At 40.5% G+C, this 23148-nt stretch carries 20 protein-coding genes; 14 read left to right on the forward strand and 6 right to left on the reverse strand.

From position 1 onward, the window contains the following. Positions 1-143 precede the first annotated feature (143 nt). From QQJ93_RS03400 to QQJ93_RS03430, 7 genes are all read left to right on the forward strand, one after another. Complete coding sequence (locus QQJ93_RS03400) at positions 144-1130, forward strand: AAA family ATPase (RefSeq protein WP_089124094.1); 987 nt, start codon at positions 144-146, stop codon at positions 1128-1130. A gap of 10 nt (positions 1131-1140) precedes the next feature. Then, positions 1141-2085: a DUF58 domain-containing protein gene (locus QQJ93_RS03405; RefSeq protein WP_170143421.1), complete on the forward strand. Its 945-nt coding sequence runs from the start codon at positions 1141-1143 to the stop codon at positions 2083-2085. Next, the gene (locus QQJ93_RS03410) at positions 2082-2576 is read left to right on the forward strand and encodes a DUF4381 domain-containing protein (RefSeq protein ID WP_089124095.1); all 495 of its coding nucleotides are present in this window, start codon (positions 2082-2084) and stop codon (positions 2574-2576) included. Before QQJ93_RS03405 ends, QQJ93_RS03410 begins: the two co-directional genes overlap by 4 nt. Continuing rightward, positions 2573-3634: a VWA domain-containing protein gene (locus QQJ93_RS03415; protein ID WP_089124096.1), complete on the forward strand. Its 1062-nt coding sequence runs from the start codon at positions 2573-2575 to the stop codon at positions 3632-3634. Before QQJ93_RS03410 ends, QQJ93_RS03415 begins: the two co-directional genes overlap by 4 nt. Further along, positions 3627-5342: a VWA domain-containing protein gene (locus QQJ93_RS03420; protein ID WP_089124097.1), complete on the forward strand. Its 1716-nt coding sequence runs from the start codon at positions 3627-3629 to the stop codon at positions 5340-5342. Before QQJ93_RS03415 ends, QQJ93_RS03420 begins: the two co-directional genes overlap by 8 nt. After that, positions 5342-6610, forward strand: a complete 1269-nt coding sequence (locus QQJ93_RS03425) for a BatD family protein (protein ID WP_089124098.1) — start codon at positions 5342-5344, stop codon at positions 6608-6610. Before QQJ93_RS03420 ends, QQJ93_RS03425 begins: the two co-directional genes overlap by 1 nt. A gap of 115 nt (positions 6611-6725) precedes the next feature. Beyond that, positions 6726-7643, forward strand: a complete 918-nt coding sequence (locus QQJ93_RS03430) for a LysR family transcriptional regulator (RefSeq protein ID WP_089124099.1) — start codon at positions 6726-6728, stop codon at positions 7641-7643. Here the strand turns inward: QQJ93_RS03430 and QQJ93_RS03435 are convergent. Beyond that, positions 7640-8428, reverse strand: coding sequence for a formylglycine-generating enzyme family protein (locus QQJ93_RS03435; RefSeq protein WP_089124100.1), 789 nt, complete (start codon positions 8426-8428; stop codon positions 7640-7642). The two genes, QQJ93_RS03430 and QQJ93_RS03435, sit on opposite strands and share 4 nt — an antisense overlap. Positions 8429-8844: 416 nt before the next feature. Here QQJ93_RS03435 and QQJ93_RS03440 point away from each other — a divergent pair, with 416 nt between their 5' ends. Then, positions 8845-11154, forward strand: a complete 2310-nt coding sequence (locus QQJ93_RS03440) for a tetratricopeptide repeat protein (protein ID WP_284186028.1) — start codon at positions 8845-8847, stop codon at positions 11152-11154. 106 nt (positions 11155-11260) lie between these two features. On the opposite strand, the gene QQJ93_RS03445 is transcribed toward QQJ93_RS03440, so the two are convergent. Next, entirely contained in the window at positions 11261-12217 is a 957-nt protein-coding gene (locus tag QQJ93_RS03445; RefSeq protein WP_089124101.1) for an AEC family transporter, read from the reverse strand. 611 nt (positions 12218-12828) lie between these two features. Between QQJ93_RS03445 and QQJ93_RS03450 the strand changes: the two genes are divergently transcribed. The 4 genes from QQJ93_RS03450 (at position 12829) to QQJ93_RS03465 (ending at position 16781) form a co-directional block, all read left to right on the forward strand. Then, entirely contained in the window at positions 12829-13680 is an 852-nt protein-coding gene (locus QQJ93_RS03450) for an alpha/beta hydrolase (RefSeq protein ID WP_089124103.1), read from the forward strand. A gap of 73 nt (positions 13681-13753) precedes the next feature. Further along, on the forward strand, positions 13754-14035 hold the full coding sequence (gene ppnP, locus QQJ93_RS03455; protein WP_089124104.1) for a pyrimidine/purine nucleoside phosphorylase: 282 nt from the start codon (positions 13754-13756) through the stop codon (positions 14033-14035). A 222-nt stretch (positions 14036-14257) separates the two neighbouring features. Further along, positions 14258-16129 (forward strand): MFS transporter, encoded by a 1872-nt coding sequence (locus QQJ93_RS03460; protein ID WP_089124105.1) that lies wholly within the window; start codon positions 14258-14260, stop codon positions 16127-16129. Between the two features lie 85 nt (positions 16130-16214). Continuing rightward, positions 16215-16781, forward strand: coding sequence for an isochorismatase family protein (locus QQJ93_RS03465; RefSeq protein WP_089124106.1), 567 nt, complete (start codon positions 16215-16217; stop codon positions 16779-16781). Between the two features lie 122 nt (positions 16782-16903). Here the strand turns inward: QQJ93_RS03465 and QQJ93_RS03470 are convergent, their stop codons facing one another. The 4 genes from QQJ93_RS03470 to cysM form a co-directional block, all read right to left on the reverse strand. Continuing rightward, positions 16904-17956, reverse strand: a complete 1053-nt coding sequence (locus QQJ93_RS03470; protein ID WP_089124540.1) for a succinylglutamate desuccinylase/aspartoacylase family protein — start codon at positions 17954-17956, stop codon at positions 16904-16906. 52 nt (positions 17957-18008) lie between these two features. Further along, a complete protein-coding gene (gene rimK, locus QQJ93_RS03475; RefSeq protein WP_089124107.1) occupies positions 18009-18914 on the reverse strand; it encodes a 30S ribosomal protein S6--L-glutamate ligase in 906 nt (301 codons plus the stop codon). Further along, positions 18911-19363, reverse strand: a complete 453-nt coding sequence (locus QQJ93_RS03480) for an ATP-dependent zinc protease family protein (protein WP_089124108.1) — start codon at positions 19361-19363, stop codon at positions 18911-18913. The genes rimK and QQJ93_RS03480 overlap by 4 nt, the downstream gene beginning before the upstream one ends. A gap of 741 nt (positions 19364-20104) precedes the next feature. Beyond that, on the reverse strand, positions 20105-21010 hold the full coding sequence (gene cysM, locus QQJ93_RS03485) for a cysteine synthase CysM (RefSeq protein ID WP_089124109.1): 906 nt from the start codon (positions 21008-21010) through the stop codon (positions 20105-20107). 207 nt (positions 21011-21217) lie between these two features. Here cysM and cysP point away from each other — a divergent pair, with 207 nt between their 5' ends. After that, on the forward strand, positions 21218-22219 hold the full coding sequence (gene cysP, locus QQJ93_RS03490) for a thiosulfate ABC transporter substrate-binding protein CysP (RefSeq protein WP_089124110.1): 1002 nt from the start codon (positions 21218-21220) through the stop codon (positions 22217-22219). A gap of 74 nt (positions 22220-22293) precedes the next feature. Next, the gene (gene cysT / locus QQJ93_RS03495) at positions 22294-23145 is read left to right on the forward strand and encodes a sulfate/thiosulfate ABC transporter permease CysT (protein WP_089124111.1); all 852 of its coding nucleotides are present in this window, start codon (positions 22294-22296) and stop codon (positions 23143-23145) included. Positions 23146-23148 lie beyond the last annotated feature (3 nt).

Raw genomic sequence — 23148 nt, forward strand, 5'->3', positions numbered from 1 at the left:
CACTTTTTACTTTCATAGTAGTGAAAGAATAATGATTATAACCATTAGTAATCAAATTTGCGTATAGGGTATGTGAAAAGTGAATATTTCACATAAGCTTAAGCTTCTGTTTGTTACTTATACAACACCAATATGAGGGATTTATGACAACTGCACTTCAATCCATTCAAGAATTAAAAGAGCAAGTAGGATGCTCCGTTGTTGGCCAAGCTCATGTGGTTAACTCGTTGGTACTCGGTTTATTAACAGGAGGGCACATTTTGTTAGAAGGGCTGCCAGGTACAGCCAAAACGCGTTCTGTTAAAGCGTTAGCGAGTGCGCTTCAAACCGAATTTAGTCGAATTCAATTTACTCCAGATTTACTGCCATCAGACGTTACAGGTACAGAGTTGTATCAAGAAGTTGATGGTAAACATCAATTACATTTTCAATCAGGCCCTATCTTTAGCAACATTGTGTTAGCCGATGAAATTAACCGCGCTCCGGCTAAAGTGCAAGCAGCCTTGTTGGAAGCGATGGCGGAAGGGACTGTCACGATTGGTGATAAAACGCACCAACTTCCTGACTTATTTATGGTGTTGGCGACTCAAAACCCGATTGAACAAGAAGGAACTTATCCACTTCCTGAAGCACAAATGGATCGGTTTTTATTAAAAGTGGATGTGGATTATCCAGAAGCGTCAGCGGAAAAAGATATAGTCCGTTTAGTTCGCTCAGAAGAACAAGGTATGGCCGAGAATAACGATTCCAGTAATGTTAGTTTTGAGTTTGACTTGAATAATATTTTTGAAGCCAGAAAGCAAATTGCCAATATTGAAGTTTCCGATATGGCTGAAGATTATATTGTTAATCTTGTTATGGCGACCCGTCATCCGGATACGTACCCTAAATCTCCTTTAGCAAGTTGGATTCAAGTCGGTTCTAGTCCTCGCGCCTCAATAGCTTTAGATAAATGTGCTCGTGCCCAAGCGTGGTTGGCTGGCCGAGATCATGTTATCCCTGACGATATTCGTGCAGTTGTCCCTATGGTTCTAGGGCATCGTTTTGTTTTGTCTTACGAAGCCTTAGCTGATGGAGTATCGCATCAAGCCGTGATTAATGAGTTATTAGATACTGTCGCGATTGGCTAAGTGAGGCGTTATGGCAACTGAGGTTCTTGACCCTAGAGTTTATTGTGACTTTGCCGGATTGGTTAAGTTACAGAGTCAGGTTCATGCGTTTAGTTTCTTGCCGAAAATGCAAGCGGCAACTGTGATGTCTGGACGCCATAGTTCTCGTTTCCGTGGGCGAGGATTAAATTTTGAAGAGCTTCGACATTATCAACTTGGTGATGATATTCGAAATCTTGATTGGAAAGTGACAGTCCGAACCGGAAAACCACATGTGCGCATGTACACTGAAGAGAAAGATCGAAACGTGTTGCTTGCAGTTGATCAACGCAGTGGGATGTTTTTCTCATCAACAGAGGTCATGAAGTCGGTTGTTGCGGCAGAAATAGCTAGCTTATCGGGTTGGCGAGTGCTTAAAGATAATGATCGTGTGGGGTTTAATATCGCTACGCCGAATTATATTGTCCATCAAAAAAGCCAGCGTTCGCAGAATGATTTGCTACGAGAATTACGTTTATTAGCTCGATATAACCAAGCCTTATCTGTCGAATCAGTTGATGTTCCACAAGTGCAATTTTCCGATTGGATCAAACGTATTGCTCAACTCAAATTGAAAGCCACCACCATCGTAATTATTAGTGACTGGCATGATACCACCGAGCAAGACATCAAGCATATACAGCACTTGCAACGACATAATGATGTGTTAAGTGTTCTAATTTCTGATCCAATGGAAGAGTCGCTCCCTCAAACCGTATCCAAAAAAAACTGGGTAATCGGTGATGGTCATTACCAATTAAGCCTAGATACAAGTAATAAAGTTTTAGAAGCCAATAAAACATTGCAAGCTCAGAGTAATTTAAAACGAGAGCAATTAATTAAGATTATGGCAATGAATAAGATGCCATTAATTGAGCTCGATACGAGTGGAGAACACATAAAGCAGTTTAAGCGTGCAATGGGAGGTGTGATATGACACAGCCTGCTCCCCCTGGTTCTTATATTCTTCGTGACTTAAATGAGGTGGGTTTACCGGATCATGTTAGTTGGTTCCCACAGACATTAGGATGGAAGATTGTTGGTGTTGTTGCACTGATTATTTTGGTTTATTGCCTTTATCAATATACTCGCCGATGGTGGCAAAATCGTTATCGATTAGAAGCGATTAAAGTGGCCGAGAGTTTATCGTTAGACGACCCGAAATTCGAATACAAACTTTTTGTGATAATAAAGCGTGTATTAGGACATCTTAATGAAAAGCATCAAGCATTATATGGTGATGATTTTATTAAGGTTGTAAATGAGTTTCCCGTTAAGCAACCTTTAACGTTGGAGCCTATTTTAGGTCAATCTTGGGTGTCATCTTTAACTTCACAAAAAGCGTGTTTAGTTAACTCTGACAAAGAGAAGTTAAAGCTATTTTGCTTAAATTGGTTGGAACTCCATCAAAATAAGGAGATTCAATGATGTTTTCATCATTTGAGCTTTCTACTCCTGAGTGGTTATGGCTATTACCTTTGCCTTTATTAGTTTATTGGTTAGTCCCTGCCTATCGAACGAAGCGTACTGCTATAAAAGTTCCTTTTTTTAACTTATTGATAAAATCTCTTGGAGAAGATCCATCGGAAGGGGCGACTCAATTAAAGTCGAGCTGGTGGCAGCGTCTTATACTTTGCGTATCTTGGCTTTGTATTGTGATCGCTCTTACGCAACCGAAAATGTTGGGTAAACCGCAAGTGAGAGAAAGCCTTGGTCGCGATGTCATGGTTGCGGTTGATTTATCAGGCTCTATGTCTGAGCAAGATTTTAAGAATAAAGAAGGCCAAAATGTGAATCGTCTTGAAGCTGCAAAATCGGTTTTAAGGGACTTTGTAAAACATCGAGACGGTGACCGACTTGGTTTGATTTTATTCGGTGATTCCGCTTTTATTCAAACGCCTTTTACTGCCGATCATCAAGCGTGGTTGACATTATTGGATCAGACACAAGTGGCTATGGCCGGAGAAAGTACTGCATTAGGGGATGCAATAGGCTTGTCAATTAAGAGCTTCGAAAGTGACGACAAGCAACCGAATAATAATCCAGAAAGGCAGAAGGTGGTGATTGTTTTAACCGATGGTAATGATACTGCAAGTTTTGTTGAGCCAGAAGATGCCGCAAAAGTGGCTGCCGCAAAAGGGGTAAGAATTCATGTTATTGCTATGGGGGATCCTAATACGGTCGGTGAACAAGCGTTAGATATGGACGTCATTGATCGTATCGCAAAGGATACCGGTGGTCAGTCTTTCGAAGCCAAAGATAGTGTAGCACTTCAACAAGCCTATGATGACATCAATAAACTTGAACCTAAGCTATATGAAAGTACGACGTATCGCCCTAAAGTTTCTCTACAGCATTACTTTGTGATGGTAGTGGTGTGCTTATATCTACTCGCTTTTACATTAATGACGATAAAGAGAATTCGCTCAAGCCACAAGCTTTCCAAACAGTTATCCTCAGATAATAAGGAGGGAGGCTATGTTTGATTCTCTTTTATGGCAACAAATCATTAGTCAGTTTCATTTTATTCGCCCATGGTGGTTAATGGGTTTCATTCCATTTTTTATCATTATCTTTTTACGGTGGCATTATGAAGCAAAAGCTGAGTTTTCTAATATTTTGCCTAAGCATTTGCAGGATGCACTTACGATAGGTGAAAAAGGGTGGAGAAAGCATTTACCTTTGAAATTACTTTCATTGAGTATTGCTATAGGGTTGATTGTCTGCGCAGGTCCAACCTGGCAAAAAGAAGCATCACCTTTTGGAGAAGATAAAGCCTCAATGGTTGTGGTATTAGATAACTCACAATCTATGTTAGAAAAAGATTTACCTCCGAGCCGTTTAGAACGTTCGAAGCAGAAGATTCGAGATTTATTGGATTTGCGCGCAGGAGGAAAAACAGGCTTAGCCGTTTATGCTGGTAGTGCACACACCGCCATGCCATTAACACAAGATAATGATGTTTTTGCTCCATTTCTAGCGGCAATTAGTCCTGAAATTATGCCTGAAGCAGGGAAGTTTGCAGATAAAGCATTACCTGTTATCGACCAGCTATTAGATGGCACCTTAGGTGGGACAGTATTACTGGTGACTGATGGAGTGACTCCAAAAGCCATTGATTCTTATCAACAATTTTTCAAAGATAAACCCTATCAATTATTGGTTTTGGCAGCAGGAAACCCTGACGTAAAAACCAATAATCCCATTGATATGAAATCGTTGAATGAACTTGTAGATAAAACGAATGGCAAACTCATCACTATTAGTGTCGATAACTCCGATCTACAAACCTTAAATAATGCGATTGAACGTAATATGCAAATTAACGGTGAATCAGATATGCCATGGAAAGACATGAGTCACCCTTTGATCATATTGCTTGCTGTTTTGCTGTTATTTTGGTTCCGCAAAGGTTGGTTAGTTCAGTGGTGTTTAGTAGCGGTATTATTTTCAGGCATCACACCACAACATGCTCATGCATCAGTATCGCTTAAAGCAGATGAAGATAAACCATCGGTCGAGTTAACTATCTGGGACAAATTTTCTCAAGGTTGGATGGATTTATGGCTCACACCGGATCAACAAGGTCAAAGGTTATTTAACCAATTAAATTACCTTGAAGCGGCTAAGCATTTTGACGATCCAATGAGAAAAGGCATCGCTTACTATTATGCAATGGAATATAAGTTAGCGCAGACTGAATTTATTGAAGATGATTCCGATTTAGGGCTTTATTATGCGGCCAGTGCGTTAGCGAGACAGCGTGAATATATCGCGGCTAAAAATCTATTGATTCAATTGTCTAAAAAAGAGGGAATATCAGAAGAATTACGGCGCAATATAGAGCATAACCTGAATGTGATACAAGGGATTGTGGATGACGTGAACCGAATGAGTAAAAGTCAGGTCGGTACACCAGATGGGCCAGGTAGTAGTCGAGAGTTAGGTGATGAGCCTCAAACTGGTGACGGAGCAAAAGAAGAGGCGTCGCAACTTCAGACAGTGAAAGAGGAATTAACCGCTGAGCAAATTTTAGGTAGCAGCGAACTTGCTGACAAATGGCTTAAAAAAGTGGAAGCGGATCCTAAGGTTTTTTTGAGTCGTAAGTTTATGCTTCAACTACAGCAAGGCCCTGTAGTGCTAGACAATGGCTCTAATAATGCCGAAACAGACGAAAAGAATAAGGTGCAATAATGAATATGAACTTATCTCGTATGCTTGCTATTGTTGGACTGCTTTTTGTCATCATCAGTATGAAAATGGCTTACGCACAGGATGAAGATACGTCCGTAGATAAAATTGATGGGCATGTTGTCAATGTAAAGACTTGGATTGGTGATGAAAAAGATGACTCTGATAAAATTTTTGCGACGACAGAACAAGTCGTTTTAAACATTGACATTAGTACACCTCGTTGGTTTTTAGGATCAACGACAATTGGGAAGATTGATATACCAAACTTAGTGGCGAAACAAAGGAAGTTATTTGCCACCAACTACAGTACCACTGAAAAAGGGCAGTCTTGGGCTCATCAGCGTTGGGAAGTAACTTTATATCCTCAAAGCTCAGGGACTTTTACTATACCTCCGTTACCTGTGACAGTACATATTGCAGGTGATGACGCAAAAAAAATACAGGGAACAGTGTGGACGGATAAATTGTCATTCAAAGCGCATCTACCAAATGGTGAGTTGACGGCGAAAGATCAATGGTTTGCCGCAAGTGATGCAAAAATCACTCAAAGTTGGGAGACAACAAAACCGGATTTAAAGGTGGGGGATGCGATAACTCGAACGATTAATATCGAAGCCAACGATTCTTTATCAATTTTGCTTCCTCAGACATTGCAGGCAAAGGTTTCTGAACAATATCAAGCTTATGCCGATCCTGCTCAATTAACGGATACAAGTAACCGAGGCCAATACGTCTCGAAAAGGCAAGACCGAGTGGTTTATATTGTTCAAGATGGAGGAGAGGTTGCCTTTCCGCCTTTGACGGTGAAGTGGTGGAATACAAATAAGGGTACTGTTGAAACGATCAAATTATCAGGTAAGTCGTTTAAGGTATCTCATACACCGATGTCATTTATAAAAGCGTATTGGCCAATTATGGTTACTCTGTTAGGGAGTGCTTTATTATTAGTATTGGTTGTTTTGGGCTTCAAACGCTACTTAAAGAAACATGACGCTCCTTTAATCGTCCGCTTTTGTCGTTCTATTTGGGATAAAGATACCGGTCAAATACGTTTATTACTTTATATTAAATGGAGACAAGCCACTTCTAAGCAGAGCTTTTCTCAAGAGCTACATTTTAGTGATGTAGGCGAGGCTATTGTTAAGGAGCATTCTGCTTCCGTGTGGATGCAGTTTTGGCGAAAAATTACTAAGAAGCGCCATTGGTATAAAAATCGCTCTTGGCTTCGCCCTCTAGATTTAAGCAATGTGGTTGAAAAAATAAAATAGTTTTAAATTTATATTTTAGATATTAAGTAAATTCTTTTATGCTGAGATGCTTCAAGTACAATAATATACCCAAGTTACTTGGGTATAAACATTATCTGAACTATAGAAGCTGATTATGAAAACAACAGAGCTGAATCTTATACCAATTTTTGTGGCTATATACGAAGAGCAGAGTTTATCAAAAGCTGCTAAGCGGCTTTCTATCAGCCAGCCAGCGGTAAGTAAGTCATTAAAGCGTTTGCGAGAAGTTTATGATGACCCTCTATTTAACCGTTCAAACAATGGTATGGAGCCTACGTCATTTGCAATGGATATATACCCTGCATTTGAAGCTGCATTAGTTAACTTTAATAGTACATTAACGTCTTCTCGAAATTTTAATCCCAAAGCATCGAATAAAACGTTTTCTATTGCTTGCATTTCAGTGGTGGGCTTCAATTGGATTACAACTCTATTGGCTCACATTCGGGAAATAGCCCCTAATATTAATTTAGAAGTTCACCCTTTATTCACTCAAGATTATGAAACTGATCTGAGGTTGCAAAGATATGACTTAATTATTGATATTGAGCCTCATTCGAGCTCGGTATTGAAGCATGAACTGTTGGTGAAAGAAGAAGCGTGCGTTGTTTACTCTATGAATCACTCTAGATTGCAAGAACAAATTAGCGAAGAGGCTTTCTTTAAAGAGGAGCATATTGCACTTTCTCGTTGGCAAGTGAGAGGAAGCTTACTGAGTAATGAACATATCGATAATTTAGAGACACGAAAAATAACGCATAGAATGCCGAGTGCGGTAGAGATGCTTGCGATTATTGAAAGCAGCGATAATATTGGCATTTTGCCTAAGTCGACAGTGGAGTATTTTCAAACTTTATTCAAAGTAAAAACTGCACCACTGCCATTTGCACATAAGCATTTTGATTTTTGTGCAATTTGGCACCCTAGCCGAACCTACGATAGCGCGCATAAATGGCTACGTCAGCAGTTGCAAGCTACCGTAGGTATGAGCAAAGAAAGCGGATGGAATTAATCCGCATCTTTAACTAAACGTAGTCCCATATCGGACATGAGTACAGATTGGCTCGCGAAATCTCGTCGATAATTTTGAGACTCATCAGCATTGTATGAAAAGCTCGCACCTCTCACTGATTTGTGAGCTAACCCAATATCAGTATCTTCGGCATTATTAGGGTTATTGGTGGGGCTGTTTGGGTAATAGTTACTATCAAATGCATCAATAACAAATTCTCCCACATTGCCCGTCATATCATACAGTCCGAGTTCATTTGGTTTTTTTAAGCCAACTGGGTGAGCTTGATTATTTGAGTTTTTTGAGTACCAAGCCACATCATCAATGTTATTTGAACCTGAATAAGTAAAGTTTTGACTTTTTTGCCCACCTTTTGCTGCGTATTCCCACTCGGCTTCTGTGGGTAGTCGATAGTCTTCACCAGTTAATTCATTGAGTTGTTTAACAAAATAATTCGCTTGTTGCCAGCTAATATTGTTAACTGGAACATTGGGGTTTGGAAAGTAGCTTAATGAGCTCCCCATTACTGATTCAAAAAGTGCTTGTGTAACTTCAAATTTCGAGATGTAAAAGCTATCTAATTTAACATTATGTGCAGGTTTATCGCTTTCCGGAGCTTCGGAGGAATTCGATCCCATTGTGAATGTTCCACCTTTCACAAAAACCATATCTTGATCAATTTTTTGAGCAATCGGGCTGGTGGTTTGTTGGCTGCACGCACTCAAGAGAGTCACAATCCCAAGTCCTAAGGCAAGTTTATGCTGCTTTGTATAATATCGTGTCATATGGGGCACCAATTATCTCGAATAAATTTTATGTTTAGGGAAAGCTTCCGGTTAGAGCAAAAACTTAGTTTTCAAACTTATACCCAAGTGACTTCAAGGTGCAGAATTCAGAGCTATCATCCAAACCTTTAGGCAAGAAAGATTGGCGAAGGAATGTAAACACCTTTCAAACCAATCTGACGCGGCATAAAGGTTTGGATGAAGCTCCCGAAGGGCAAGTTAAAATAAGCTTTATGTTGCGTTAAATTGAACAGAGATAGAATAACTATGATCATATTCAATTTGTCTTGCTTAAAGCTTGTTTTATTCTTGCTGAAACTCGCACCTTGAAGTTACTTGGGTATAGAATACAACAAGGTAAAATAAACAATGGTTATATCTTTTATACCCAAGTAACCTATGGGGGAATTCATCAGATGGGTAGAGTGATAACGACACTACCTAGATGTCATAGTGAGCAAGTGAGGGATGACATGCAGTTTTTGAGGTTGGTTACAGTATTAACCTGTTTATATTTTGGCGCCGCTTATGCAACAACGCCGGAACAACAATGCGTTAGTTGTCATCAACAACAGGTGCAAGACTGGCAACAATCTGATCATTTTCACGCGATGGAACCTGCAAATAGTGTAAGTAGTTTAGGGCAATTCGATGGTTCAACAATTGATTACCTAAATGGCAAGGCAACATTCTCGACAGATAATCAAGATAAATTATGGGTAGATTTTATTGATGAGGCTGGAAAAAAGCAGCATTTAAATATTACTTATACTTTTGGTTTTCAGCCATTGCAGCAATATATTTTTGATGCAGGTAATGGTCGCTGGCAGTTTATCCCTTTTGCATGGGATTCACGAAGCAAAGAAAAAGGCGGTCAACGTTGGTTTGTATTACACCCTGAACAAACGCCAAATGATACTTTCCATTGGACACAGAACGGTCAAAATTGGAATCAAATGTGCGCCGATTGCCACGTTACAGATTATAAGAAGAACTATGATCCACAAACTCATTCCTATCAACCAGAATTTACTGCTTCCAATGTGAGTTGTAATGCTTGTCATGGTGATGAAAAGCAACATTTAAAATGGGCACAAGGTGATCAGTCCATAAAGAATAAAGGCTATGAGGTTAGCATTAAAGCTAAGACACCGTTATTTCATAAAAATGAGCAAGGTGAAATGGTGCCCATTCAAGCTTTGCAGCCGAGTATGCAAGTTGAAACCTGTGCCACCTGCCATGCCCGCCGTTCACAATTGAAAGATAGACACTCGCCACAAGATATCGTTGACGCGTTTATGCCAGCGTTAATAACATCTAATTTGTATTATCCTGATGGGCAAATTTCAGATGAAGTGTATGTATGGGGCTCGTTTATGCAAAGCAAAATGCATGAAAAAGGGGTGACGTGTACTAACTGCCATAATCCGCATTCAGGGAAGTTGAAACTACCCGGTAATCAAACTTGCACCCAGTGCCATACAGCAACCGAATATGATACAAATCAGCATCATAGACATGCTAAATTTAAACAAGGTAATCAGTGTGTAGACTGCCATATGCCGGCGACTACTTACATGCAGGTTGATCCTCGCCGAGATCATAGTTTTAAAATACCAAGGCCTGACCTTACACTTTCTACAGGTAGCCCAAATGCTTGTAATGCTTGTCATCAAGATAAAGATGCTAGTTGGAGCTTAACAAAATTAAAATCTTGGTACCCGAATAGTTCTCACCTTGAACAAGACCATTATGCTCAGGTATTTGTTCAGGCCGATCATGGTCACTTATCAGCGAGCACAGAATTATCGAAAATAGCTCAAGATAAGCAATACCCTGATATTATTCGAGCATCCGCATTGTCAAGAATGTCTAATTTACCTGATGGCAATGCCAAAATTGCGATTATACGTGCGGTAAAAGAAAATGAGCCATTGAAACAACTAGGGGCAATTGAAGCCGCGCAAAACTTTCCTATTGCTCAGCGATGGGAGTTGTTAAGTCCACTATTATCAAGTTCTAACCTTTCTGTCAGAACTCAAGCTTCATTGATGTTAGCACCGATTATTCCTAATTTATCGGCATCAGCTAGCTTAACTCAAAAAGAACGCAAGCTGTTAGAGCAAGTATTAGAAGAGTATAAAGCGATCCAGGAATATCAGTCAGATAGAGGCTTTTCTTATGTCGCACTTGGTAATTTGGCGCTGAATTTGAATCGTCTTGATGAGGCTGAGAAAAACTTTAAAAAGGCCATTGATGTTGAACCAATTTTTGTGCCTGCTTATGTTAATTTAGCTGATGTATACCGATTAAAAAAACAAGAAGTACTAGCACAAAAAGTATTAGAACAAGGTATCGTAATTTCTCCCAACAATCCGTCACTATATTATGCAAAGGCGATGAGTTATGTGCGTATGCAGCAGAAATCTTTAGCTTTAATCGAATTAGAAAAAGCTGCGCAATTGTCTGAAAATAATGAGCATTATCAATACACTTATTCATTACTACTTAAAGACCAAGGGCAGCCAAGAGAAGCGGTCAGGGCATTAGAGAAAGCTTATAATGTCTCTATGGCAAACCCTGAGTTAGCTTATGCGCTTGCTCAGTCTTTTATTGAGCTTAAAGATAATGCATCTGCATTGAAATATGCAAAAGAGCTACAACGCTTAGTACCAAATAACCCTCAAGTAGCTCAATTTGTTCACCAATTAGAAAGTGCACAGTAAGGAGCGTTAGGATAAATTAACGAGCAGCCTAATACTGTCAGGTTGCTCGCTTTAGTGGGTGTATACTTTCCGTCGCCGTTTTATTGAAGGCGTTCCTTTAGCTCAATCACATTAATTTTAAGCTAGATAAAATTACAATTCCCAATGTGGTTGTTACCATAGAGCCTACTGTGGTTAAGGCGATGATATTGGCGGCTAAAGTGGCATTGCCTCCCATCGCTCTTGCCATTACATAACTTGCCGCAGCAGCGGGTGCGGCTGTCATAAAAAAGATAATGCCAAGCTCTAATCCTCGAAAGCCATACAAAAAGCCCCCGAATGTGATAAGTAACGGACAAAGAATTAACTTGTAGCTACTAGAGACAATATTAGAGGCTTTATCGTGGCGTAATTCACTGATATTCAATGAACCACCAGTACAGAGAAGGGCAAGGGGGAGTGTCATGTTGGCAAAATATTGCCCAGTATGCAGCACCGTATCTGGCATAGGGATTTCTAGCTCTTGAATCACAAAGGCCACTACAATAGCGATAATCAGTGGATTTTTGAGAATAGAAATCAACATATTCTTATAGGTGTTTAGATCAGGCTGTTGGTTTCTTGGCGATAAAGTAATTACAGCTAAAATGTTATATAACACAGTGACCGCAGCCACAAAAATTGCCGCTAGAGCAACGCCATGATCTCCATAAGCATTCGCCACATAAGCAAGTCCAATAATGCCGGTATTAGAGCGAAAAGCACCTTGAATAATGACACCATGTTGATGATTATCTTTGATTAGCCATTTGACGGTAAAAGTCGCAAATAAAAAGAAGGTAATATTGGCAAGCACACCATACGTGACCAGTGGAATACTGTTATCGGTGATGGAGTCTGACTTTATAATGCTTAAAAACAAAAGTGCCGGTAGAGTTACTTTAAAGACCAACTTAGAAGCTGTATCGATAAAAGGTTCATTAATGACTTGAAAACGTCTGAGTAAAATACCCAATAACAACATTAGGCAAATAGGGCCAGTGATAGTGGCGGAAAAGATAAACTGCTCAATGATGCCTGACATTACAACTCCATTCATAAATATGCGGCTAATATACCCAAGTGACTTCAAGATGCAGAATTCAGAGCTACCATCCAAGTCTTTAAACAAGAAAGATTCGTGCAGGAATGTAATCACCTTTCAAATGAATCTGACGCAGTGTAAAGGCTTGGATGAAGCTCCCGAAGGGCAAGTTAAAACAAGCTTTATGCGGCGTTAAATTAAATAGAGATAGAATCACTATGATCATATTCAATTTGCCTTGCCTAAAACTTGTTTTAATCTTGCTGAAACTCGCATCTTGAAGTTACTTGGGTATAGAGGTTAGTGTTTTACCACATTTAGATGAGAGAAAGAATCAGCATGATAATAAAATCATCACTCTCGAGCGGTTAGGCTTGTAACCCAAGTTGGCTCTGCGATAATGCAGACCATTGTAATTATTAGTTTCTATACCCAAGTAACTTGCCCTTTGGGAGCTTTATCCAAACCTCCTCTTTTTATATAAGAGATAGGCCGCGTCAGCTTGGTTTGAAAGGTGCTTACATTCCTTTGCCAACCTTTCTACCTAAAGGTTTAGATAGTAGCTCTGAATTCTGTATCTTGAAGTCACTTGGGTATATATAGGATATTTGATGAGTAATAAAATTTATTTCAATACCCCAAGTCGGTTTAGTCTAAAACGTAGCTTGGTGAATGTGTCTACTCGTTTACATCACACATTAGCACGAAAACATGCGATAAAAACTGCTAAGAATTTGTTGTTAACGCCTGTCCGTTTAAAGGTGAAAAATCCAGAACCGAAAGGCTTAATCCGTGGCAAAGTAGCCTGTTCGCAAGGTCAATTGATTACTTACACATTGGGTAGTGGACCAATATGGTTAATTACACACGGGTGGTCAGGTTCAACTTCTCAGTTTTATCCATTAATGGAACATATTGCTCAACAAGGTTTTACAGCACTAGCCTTTGATTATGCGGGGCATGGGGAAAGTGAAGGAAAGTTTGGTCATCTGCCTGCTTTTGTTGAAGCACTTGACGTTATGGCAGACTCGTGTGATGAGATTGTTGGAGTGGTTGCTCATAGCATGGGAAGCGCGGCATTGCTTGAGTCCAAGCACCAAAAATTTCAAGCGGCTCCTTTATTACTGGTGGCCCCAGTTTTAAATTATTTAGAGAACTTGATGCAAACCGTTAGCCGTTCTGGCTTCTCGATGAAATTATTTAATGCAGTCATTTCTGAACTTGAGCAAGAATACCAGTACCCATTACAAAAAATTAATCCACAACAGCATTTATTAGACCGAAAGTCGGCCACTATTATTGTTCATGATCCTGAAGATAAGTTTGCCAATTACTCCGTTAGCCAAGATATAGTTAATTGTAGTCCATGGGTCAATTTAGTCACTGCGAATAGTTATGGACATAGCCGCATCATGAAATCTCAAGAAGTCATGGATAGTTTTGATTCGTTATCAAAAAAATAAAGCTTGAGCTCTTGCTTCGGTTTGTATACAACATAGGGCAGTTTATTGATTATACTTTCATAAGGAAATGAAGATGATAAAAGAAAATGCGTACTTTGATGGTAATGTAAAATCACTTGGCTTTACTCAACAAGACGGTGATAGTAGCGTCGGTGTAATGGCGGCTGGTGAGTACACTTTTGGTACAGCTGCACCAGAAAGAATGACAGTCATTAAAGGCGCACTGACGGTAAAATTACCGAATACGCAAGAATGGGTTACCTATCAAGCCGGTGAGTCGTTTAATGTGATTGGTGATTCATCATTTGACTTGCAAGTAGCCGTCGATACTGCTTATTTGTGTGAGTACTTGTAAGTCACTTTAATTAAATTATTTAATCGTCTTAAAAATGGGCCATTGATTAGCCCATTTTTTATATCTACTTATCGATATTAACGTTCATCAATTAACTCCTATAACACTAAACTCCCCTCACAATTTGTAATCCTCTTATATCAATGGGATGATTAACGATTCTATCTGACAACCTTAGAGCGGCATGATGCCAATACAGCTCGATATGTATAAAGGAATAGCATGAGTGCAATGGCGGCGATTCGCCCTCTGATACTGCTCTGTATCAGTTCTTTCTTTTTAATGATCAGCCACGGTTTAAGTGGTTTATTGCTTCCTGTTCGATTGGCTGATGAGAGTGTCGATGTACAGTCCATTGGTGTGATCTTATCGTTGTATTCTGTGGGATTTTTGTTGGGTGCAATATGGGCAAAGAAGATTTTACGTCGTATTGGTTTAGTCCGAACTTTTGCTATGTGTGGCAGTCTAGCCGCGACTGCAATTTTGATTATGGGGCTCGATTTTAATACCTATGTCTGGTCTGTAATGCGCGCGGTAATGGGCTTTTGTATTGCCTGTGCTATGGGGACGCTCGATACTTGGTATAACAGTGTGTCAACAGAATCCAATCGAGGCAAAGTTCTGGCGGTTAACCAAGTAGTGATCTTGGCGGCGATCACGTTAGGGCAATTTGGTTTGGTGCTTGCGCCACCAAGTGAAGCTACCTTATTTATCATTTGTGGTTTATTGTTCAGTATTTCGATTAGTCCAGTGGTGTTTATTTCCCACTTTGAGCCGAAGATAGAAACCTTCACCCCGATCTCTTACCGTGAGCTTTTCTTGCTTTCTCCTCTAGGTTTTGTGGCTTGCTTTTTGTGTGGTGTACTGTATTCCATCGTAATGAATATTTTGCCTCTATACGCCAATGATGTTGGCATGGATAAGCTGCAAATTTCGATGTTTATGGGGGCGGCAACCGCTGGTGGGATTATATTACAGCTTCCAATTGGCTATTTATCCGATCGTTTTGAACGTCGTAAAGTGATCTTATCGGTTTGCTGTATTTTGCTGCTTTCTACTCTCTTTTTAGCTTTTAGTTTAAGTCAGTCGACGTTTATTTTATCGCTTGTTCTTGTGGCGATAATGATGGGGATTATTGCCTGTTTGTACCCATTGAGTATTTCGGAAACTTTTGACCGTGCATTGAAAACCCAATTAGTTCCTGTGCTTTCTGGATTACTATGCGTGTATGCCGTTGGTTGTATTGTCGGGCCGTATTCTGGCTCGTTAGTGATCAAAACCTGGGGGAATGACGCCTTGTTTTCTTTACTAACTGTATTGGAGTTTGGGCTGGTGATTTTCATTCTATATCGTATGTCTGTTAGGCAAGCTCGCCCAGTGGAAGATCAAGAGCAGTTTGTCATGCATACTCCATCTTCTATCTCTGAAGAACTAGATCCTCGTGTTGAGTATCAAGAACACTCGATCTTTTTTGAACGTGCCTCTGAGCAGTTTCTTGTCTATTTAGAACGAGGAAGTTGTGATGCAATTCGTTATTTAAAGACCTTGTCACAAGTACAACCCGAATGGCTAATCCCATTAATTAAAAGAGTGCCAGATCTCAATAAGATTGATGTTATTGCACTATATCGTTCTTTGTCTTTAAGTGCCCCGGAACGATTAGATGAATATGTATCAGTTGTGAGTGAACTAGACTATCAACAAGCTGAGAAATTGGCAGAATGGTTATTTGATAAAGAGCCTGAAGGAGCTTATGCCTCGCTAGCTGCAATGACCAGCGCAAATGACAACGAATCGATTGGTATGATTGAAACCTTAGTTGAATCTCATCCTGAGAAACTATCAGAGTTCACGCAACAACTGGTGGATAATGTGGTTGAAAGTACAGAGAGTATGCGTGCTGCCGATAGAGAAGCGGCAGATATGAATCATGCGGTTGCTGATTTACTTTCAACGGTAGAGCAATCCGCACCAGAACATACTCAAGAACTGGTAGCGATTATAGAAGAAGCAATTGCTGAACATGAATTAGATAGCAGTGTGTTCGATTTGCCTAATGAAGAGATTGATAATAAAGCAGGCACTGGCAGTTGATAAAAATAGTGACAATATTATTCATAAGGTAGAATGTAATAAAATGTAACCCTATCTTGGTTGAACTTATTTTTTCGGAGTGTGTATGCCTATTACTGTGCTTGACCCTAAAACAGCATTAATTGTTATTGATTTACAAAAGGGCATTTTAGCATTGCCAACGTGCCATAATACCGACCCTATTGTAGAAAAATCTTGTCAGCTAATTAATGCGTTTCGTGAAAAACAGCAACCGGTTGTCTTAGTGAATGTTGCCGGTGGTGCGCCAGGTCGTAACGAGCAAGCGACTTCACATGGTGAACTTCCTTCTGATTGGGCAGATCTAGATTCACGTTTAAATGTGCAGCCTAGCGATCATTTAGTGACTAAGAAAACATGGGGTGCATTCACCAACACGGATTTGAATGAATATTTGAAAGCGAACGTGGTGACTCAAGTGGTAATAGTCGGTGTTGCAACTAGTATCGGTGTGGAGTCGACGGCTCGTCAGGCATGGGAACTAGGTTACAACGTTATCTTAGCCACAGATGCGATGACCGATTTGAACTTAGATACACATAACAATAGTGTGAAGCTAATTTTTCCTCGTTTGGCAGAAACAGGCTCAACACAAGATGTGCTTGATTTACTGGATGCATATACCTTGCTTTAACTTGCTCTTCGGAGGGGGAATAGCTCTGAATTTTACACCTTGAATAGTCAGGTTAAGAAACACATAAAGAGGCCGAATATTGAATGATTCGGCCTCTTTTATTGTATATGTCTTAACAATAACTACGTGTTATCAGACTTGCCTGGTACGGCAATAAAGCCTGTTGTGATGTGTTCATCTTTGGCTTCAACATGTTCAATCACTTGCCCAATATAGGTTTCCACCGTATCTCCTACCGCATCGTTATCTTCGGTAAAGTAAGCTAGATGAAAGACAGCATCACCTTCATTTACTAATGGTAGTGTTTGTTGACCAATCACAATACCATCTTTTGGTGCAAGCATGGTGATCTCTTCATGTCCAAGAGGTGAGCTGATGTAAGCCAAAACTTGGCCTTTATTCACCCGATCTCCTAAGGTCACCATAGTGCGTAAAATGCCGTCACTATCTGCACGGATCCAACTGGTGGATTTAGCTGTGACGGATTCGGGCACCTTCTTACGACTTGGGCGATGCATGCCAAGCTCTTGCATAACGCGTAATACCCCAATAACCCCAGCGTTAATTGCAATCGGTTCAAAGCGCAATGCTTCACCAGCTTCATACGTTAGTACTGGAATACCACGCTTTTCAGCTTCTGAACGAAGTGAACCATCGCGTATTGCAGAATCGATAATCACAGGAGTACCAAACGCTTTTGCCATACGTAAAGTATCTTCATTATCCAAACAAGCACGAATTTGTGGTAGGTTCGTTCTATGTATCGCACCAGTATGTAAGTCAATAATGTAGTTGGCTTTTTCGGCTACCTCTGTGAAAAAGGTATGGGCAATACGAGATGCCAAAGAACCTTTTTCTGTACCCGGAAAGCAGCGGTTAAGATCGCGGCGATCGGGTAGATAACGAGATTTATGAATAAAGCCAAATACGTTAACGATAGGCACGGCAATTAAGGTACCTTTAAGCTTATTCGCATCCACTTTTTCAATGAGTTGGCGAACAATCTCTACACCATTTAACTCATCACCATGAATTGCTGCGTTGACCATTAATACTGGGCCAGCTTGCTTACCATGAATGATCTCAACCGGAATCGACAACGGTGAGTGGGTGTAAAGTTTCGCAGCTTCAATTTCTAATACTTTTCTTTCACCGGCTTGCACGGTGTGGTCCATGAATTTAAAAGGTGAGTTCTTTCTCACTCTTTTCTTTTCGCCACGTCCTGAATTAACCACGCCCACGAGTTCTTACTCCTTTTACAGACGCATTTTTTTCAATAAATTCAACGATCATACCAGCAACATCCTTACCTGTTGCAGCTTCTATTCCTTCAAGGCCTGGTGATGAGTTTACTTCCATAACTAAAGGCCCACGAGAAGAACGAAGGAGATCAACACCCGCCACATTTAAGCCCATTATTTTCGCCGCGGCTACTGCAGTTTTACGCTCTTCTGGTGTAATGCGAACCAATGAAGCAGTGCCCCCACGGTGCAGGTTAGAGCGGAATTCGCCTTCGCCTGCTTGTCGTTTCATTGCTGCAATGACTTTATCACCAATCACAAAGCAACGAATATCTGCGCCACCGGCTTCTTTAATATATTCTTGCACCATGATGTTGGCTTTTAGCCCCATAAAGGCTTCAACCACACTTTCAGCCGCTTTACGAGTTTCGGCTAGAACTACGCCAATACCCTGTGTGCCTTCTAGTAATTTGATCACAACTGGAGCGCCGCCCACCATTTCAAGTAGGTCTTTAATATCATCAGGTTTGCTGGCAAAACCTGTGATTGGCATACCAATGCCCTTGCGCGATAACAATTGCATAGAGCGTAATTTGTCGCGAGAGCGGGTGATTGCTACCGATTCGTTTACAGGGTAAACCCCCATCATTTCAAACTGACGTAATACCGCCGTTCCATAAAAGGTTACCGAAGCGCCAATACGAGGCACGATAGCGTCGAAGTCTTTAAGTTCTTCACCTTTAAAGTGGATTTCTGGTTGCTCTGAGTTAATGTTCATATAACAACGTAGAGCATCGATCACTTTGACTTCATGGCCACGGCTCTGACAAGCTTCAATTAAGCGCTTAGTTGAGTACAAAGAGCGGTTGCGAGATAAAATTCCGATTTTCATAAATCGTGATCCTTAGTTAACGGTGAAGCAATTAAAAATGATGCCGTAGGGTCGACAATAATACGATGGTGCATTGCCGTACGGCCTAGCAACATTCTAAATAACATATTTTCTCTATTGGTTAGCGTAACCTCAATTGGCCACTGCTCACCATTAAAAGCTAGCATGGTTTCGATAACATAGCGTTGTTCTTCATGACCACCGGAGTCTTTTACTGTTCGTTGATCGATTACTTTAGCCACACATTCTTTAATGAGTTCATCGTTCTTTTGTTGGGGATGAATCCAAAAGCGAACCCAAAGCTCGCCATCTTGTTCAAAAGGTTCAATCTTAAAAGTATGCAAGCAAGAACTGCGAGCACCGGTATCAATTTTTGCTTTGATTTGTTCAATGCCAAGCTCAGGTAAAGCCAACATTTCCCGCCATCCTACAATGATTTTTTTAGTCATTTGTATATCGCTAAGGTTGATGAATAAACGCACTCACGGGAGGAGTGCTTGGAACTGGTATAGTTTTAGACTACAACAAATAATTAACGTGAAAGGTGATGTTGGGCGCGAATTTAACAATAAAATTTTGGTGCGTCTTGTGAAAAGTTTTTGTTTTTACGATAAAAAATATTGTTGATAAGGGAAAGTAAGATAACAAGCAAAAAAAACCTTTCCCACACTGGGTGGGAAAGGTACCTCAAAGGAAAATAACATGAACCAATCAGGGACTCGACTGGCTTCACGAATACTGCCATGTATTCACTTAATTAATAAGCAGAATACATGCCAGCTTTTTAATCTGTTGTTTTTAAAGGGTTTGTTGTGTTTTTGAAGATGGAGGGAGTAAGAGTTGAGCTTTTGTGCACGATTTTGAAACAGAAATGATGAATTTTGGTGCGATGGCAGGAGTATAAATCAAGTTTTAGGCAAAGCGAATTGAATACGATCATAATTATTTTATCTATCTTCAACTTAACGCTGCATAAAGCTTATTTAAACTTGCCCTTCGGGAGCTTCATCCAAGCCCTTCTTTATTAAACAGAGAAGCGGCGTCAGATTTGTTTGAAAGGTACCTACATCCCTTCGAAAATCTTTCTTGTCTAAAAACTTGGATGGTATCTCTGAATCCTACATCTTGAAGTTTGGGTATAAGTGTTATCAGCTAGAAAACTAGACGTGCATATTCAAGAGTATCTACGATTAAGAAAATAGCCCTGAGGATAAATAGCGGTCTCCTCTATCACAGACTATAGCAACGACTACTGAGCCAGGATTATTGTTAGCTATTTCAATGGCCGCATAAACGGCACCACCAGAGCTAACACCAGCACTAATACCTTCTTCACGGGCTAAAGCACGAGCGGTATCTTCTGCTGATTTTTGGTCGATATCGATGACTTGATCTATGGTGGAATCATCATAAATACCTGGTAAGTATTCTGTTGGCCAGCGGCGAATTCCTGGAATGGCACTCCCCTCCGAGGGTTGTAATCCAACAATACAAACATCAGGGTTTTGCGACTTAAGATAGCGGGAAACGCCCACTATCGTACCGGTTGTTCCCATGCTTGAAACAAAGTGAGTGATTTTCCCATGGCTTTGTTGCCATATTTCCGGCCCAGTTGAATTAAAGTGCGCATCTGGATTATCTGCATTGTTAAACTGATCAAGTACAATGCCTTTACCTTCTCTTTGCATTTGTAGTGCTAGATCTCGCGCACCTTCCATGCCTTGTTCTTTAGTGACCAAGATAAGTTCTGCCCCATAGGCTCGCATCGAGTCTTTACGTTCTTGAGTTGAATTATCCGGCATGATGAGAATCATCTTATAGCCTTTAATCGCGGCAGCCATCGCCAATGCAATACCTGTGTTCCCGCTGGTGGCTTCAATGATAGTGTCACCTGGTTTTATGGTGCCACGGGTTTCTGCTTGGATAATCATATTGAGGGCAGGGCGGTCTTTCACCGAGCCTGCTGGGTTGTTGCCTTCTAGTTTGACTAATACCGTGCTTTGATTGTCAGTTACCAAGCGTTGTAATCGGACTAAAGGCGTTTGACCAACGTAAGCCTCGATCGTTGGAAATTCAGAAGTTGGATTCTCAGACACGTGCTTCCCTCTGCGCTGTAATAAATTCAGTAGCTAGTTTCTATTGTTCTCAGATGCTAACACAATAGCGATTAACAATATTGTAAACAATTTATTGTTCGATAATATTCCAAAAAGTTCTATTTCTAACCTTTGTTATCATTAAGTTATAAAGATACTCTAGAACCATAAGGATGCCATTCAGGCATATACAGGAGTATCACTATAATGAAACGAATCAAAACCGCATTTGCAACGCTATTAATTGCGAGCTCATTTAACGCATCAGCCGCCGATCAAACCATTCTGAATTCATCTTATGATATCGCGCGTGAATTGTTTGCCACTTATAACCCAATTTTTGAAAAACACTGGCAAGAGAAAACCGGCCAAACGGTTGAGATCAAACAATCTCACGGTGGTTCTTCTGCTCAAGCTCGTTCTATTCTGCAAGGTTTATCGGCAGATGTTGTTACCTTTAATCAGGTGACCGATGTTCAGGTATTACACGATAAAGGCAAATTGATCCCTGCTGATTGGCAAAGTAAATTGCCTAACGCTAGTTCTCCATATTATTCAACCACGGCTTTTTTAGTTCGTAAAGGTAACCCAAAAAATATCCAAGATTGGGGTGACTTGGCTCGAGAAGGTGTATCTTCAGTATTTCCTAACCCTAAGACTTCGGGTAATGCTCGTTACACTTATTTAGCTGCGCTTGGTTATGCACAGAAATCATTTGGTAAAGAAAATGAAGCAAAGCAAGACGACTTTCTAAAGAAAATGCTAGCCAACGTTGCAGTATTTGACACCGGTGGCCGTGGGGCAACAACATCATTTGTTGAGCGTCAAATTGGTGATGTACTAATCACGTTTGAATCAGAAGTGAACAATATTCGTAAGCAATATGGCGAAGATAATTACGAAGTCGTTGTACCAAAAACATCGATCCTAGCAGAATTCCCTGTTGCTGTTGTTGAGCGAAATGCAAAACGCAATGGAACAACAGAAGTAGCGACAGAGTACCTTTCTTATTTATACAGTGAAGAAGCACAGCGCATGCTGGCCGGCTTTAACTATCGTGTCCATGATGAAAAAGTAAAAGCTGAATTTGCTGATCGATTCCCTGAAGTTGAGCTACTTACCGTTGAAGAAATTGCAGGTGGTTGGGAAAATGCAATGAAAACACAGTTTGGAAATGGCGCGAAACTCGATCAATTGCAACGTCGTTAATCTGCATTTCTTAGTATATGGTTACCGCTCGCTTTGGGGTAACCATTCATTTTGATAGATTATTTTGAGGGTTTATGAGCGGATCTCACGCACTTTCTCGCCCAAAACAGCAACGAGTACTGCCGGGTTTTGCCATTAGTTTAGGCATATCACTTTTATTTGTGAGTTTGATTCTCCTACTTCCTGCAACTGGATTAGTGATGCAAACCAAAGGTATGTCACTCAGTGAATACTGGTATGTCATTGCCGACCCTCGTGTGGTGGCAAGTTATAAGGTTACGGTGGGAGCTGCGTTTATTGCTTCGTTGTTTAATGGCGCCTTAGGTTTATTACTCGCTTGGGTATTAGTTAGATATCAGTTTCCAGGAAAGCGTATTTTAGATGCGTTAGTCGATTTACCATTTGCACTACCAACTGCAGTGGCAGGGATAACCTTAGCGACGTTGTACTCAAATAATGGATGGATTGGAAGCCTGCTAGAAGATGTTGGTATTAAAGTCGCGTATACCCCTTTAGGTATTATTGTTGCGATGGCTTTTACGAGTATTCCATTTGTTGTACGTACTGTTCAGCCAGTCTTAGAAGAAATTTCTCAAGAGGAAGAAGAGGCGGGAGTAACACTTGGCGCATCCGATTGGGCCGTGTTTTGGAAAGTCATTATGCCCTCTATTCGTCCAGCTTTGATAGTTGGCGTTGCTTTATCATTTACACGTAGTCTAGGTGAATTCGGAGCGGTGATCTTTATCGCAGGTAATATGCCATATGTGAGTGAGATAACCTCATTAATGATATTTGTTCGCTTACAGGAATTTGACTTCCCGGCAGCCAGTGCTATTGCCTCGGTCGTTCTTCTTACTTCATTGTCACTGTTACTGCTCATAAACCTATGGCAAGGCGCTTATTTACGCCGTATTCATGGTAAGTAAGGA

Source organism: Vibrio algivorus (assembly GCF_030161215.1).
GTDB classification, from domain to species: domain Bacteria; phylum Pseudomonadota; class Gammaproteobacteria; order Enterobacterales; family Vibrionaceae; genus Vibrio; species Vibrio algivorus.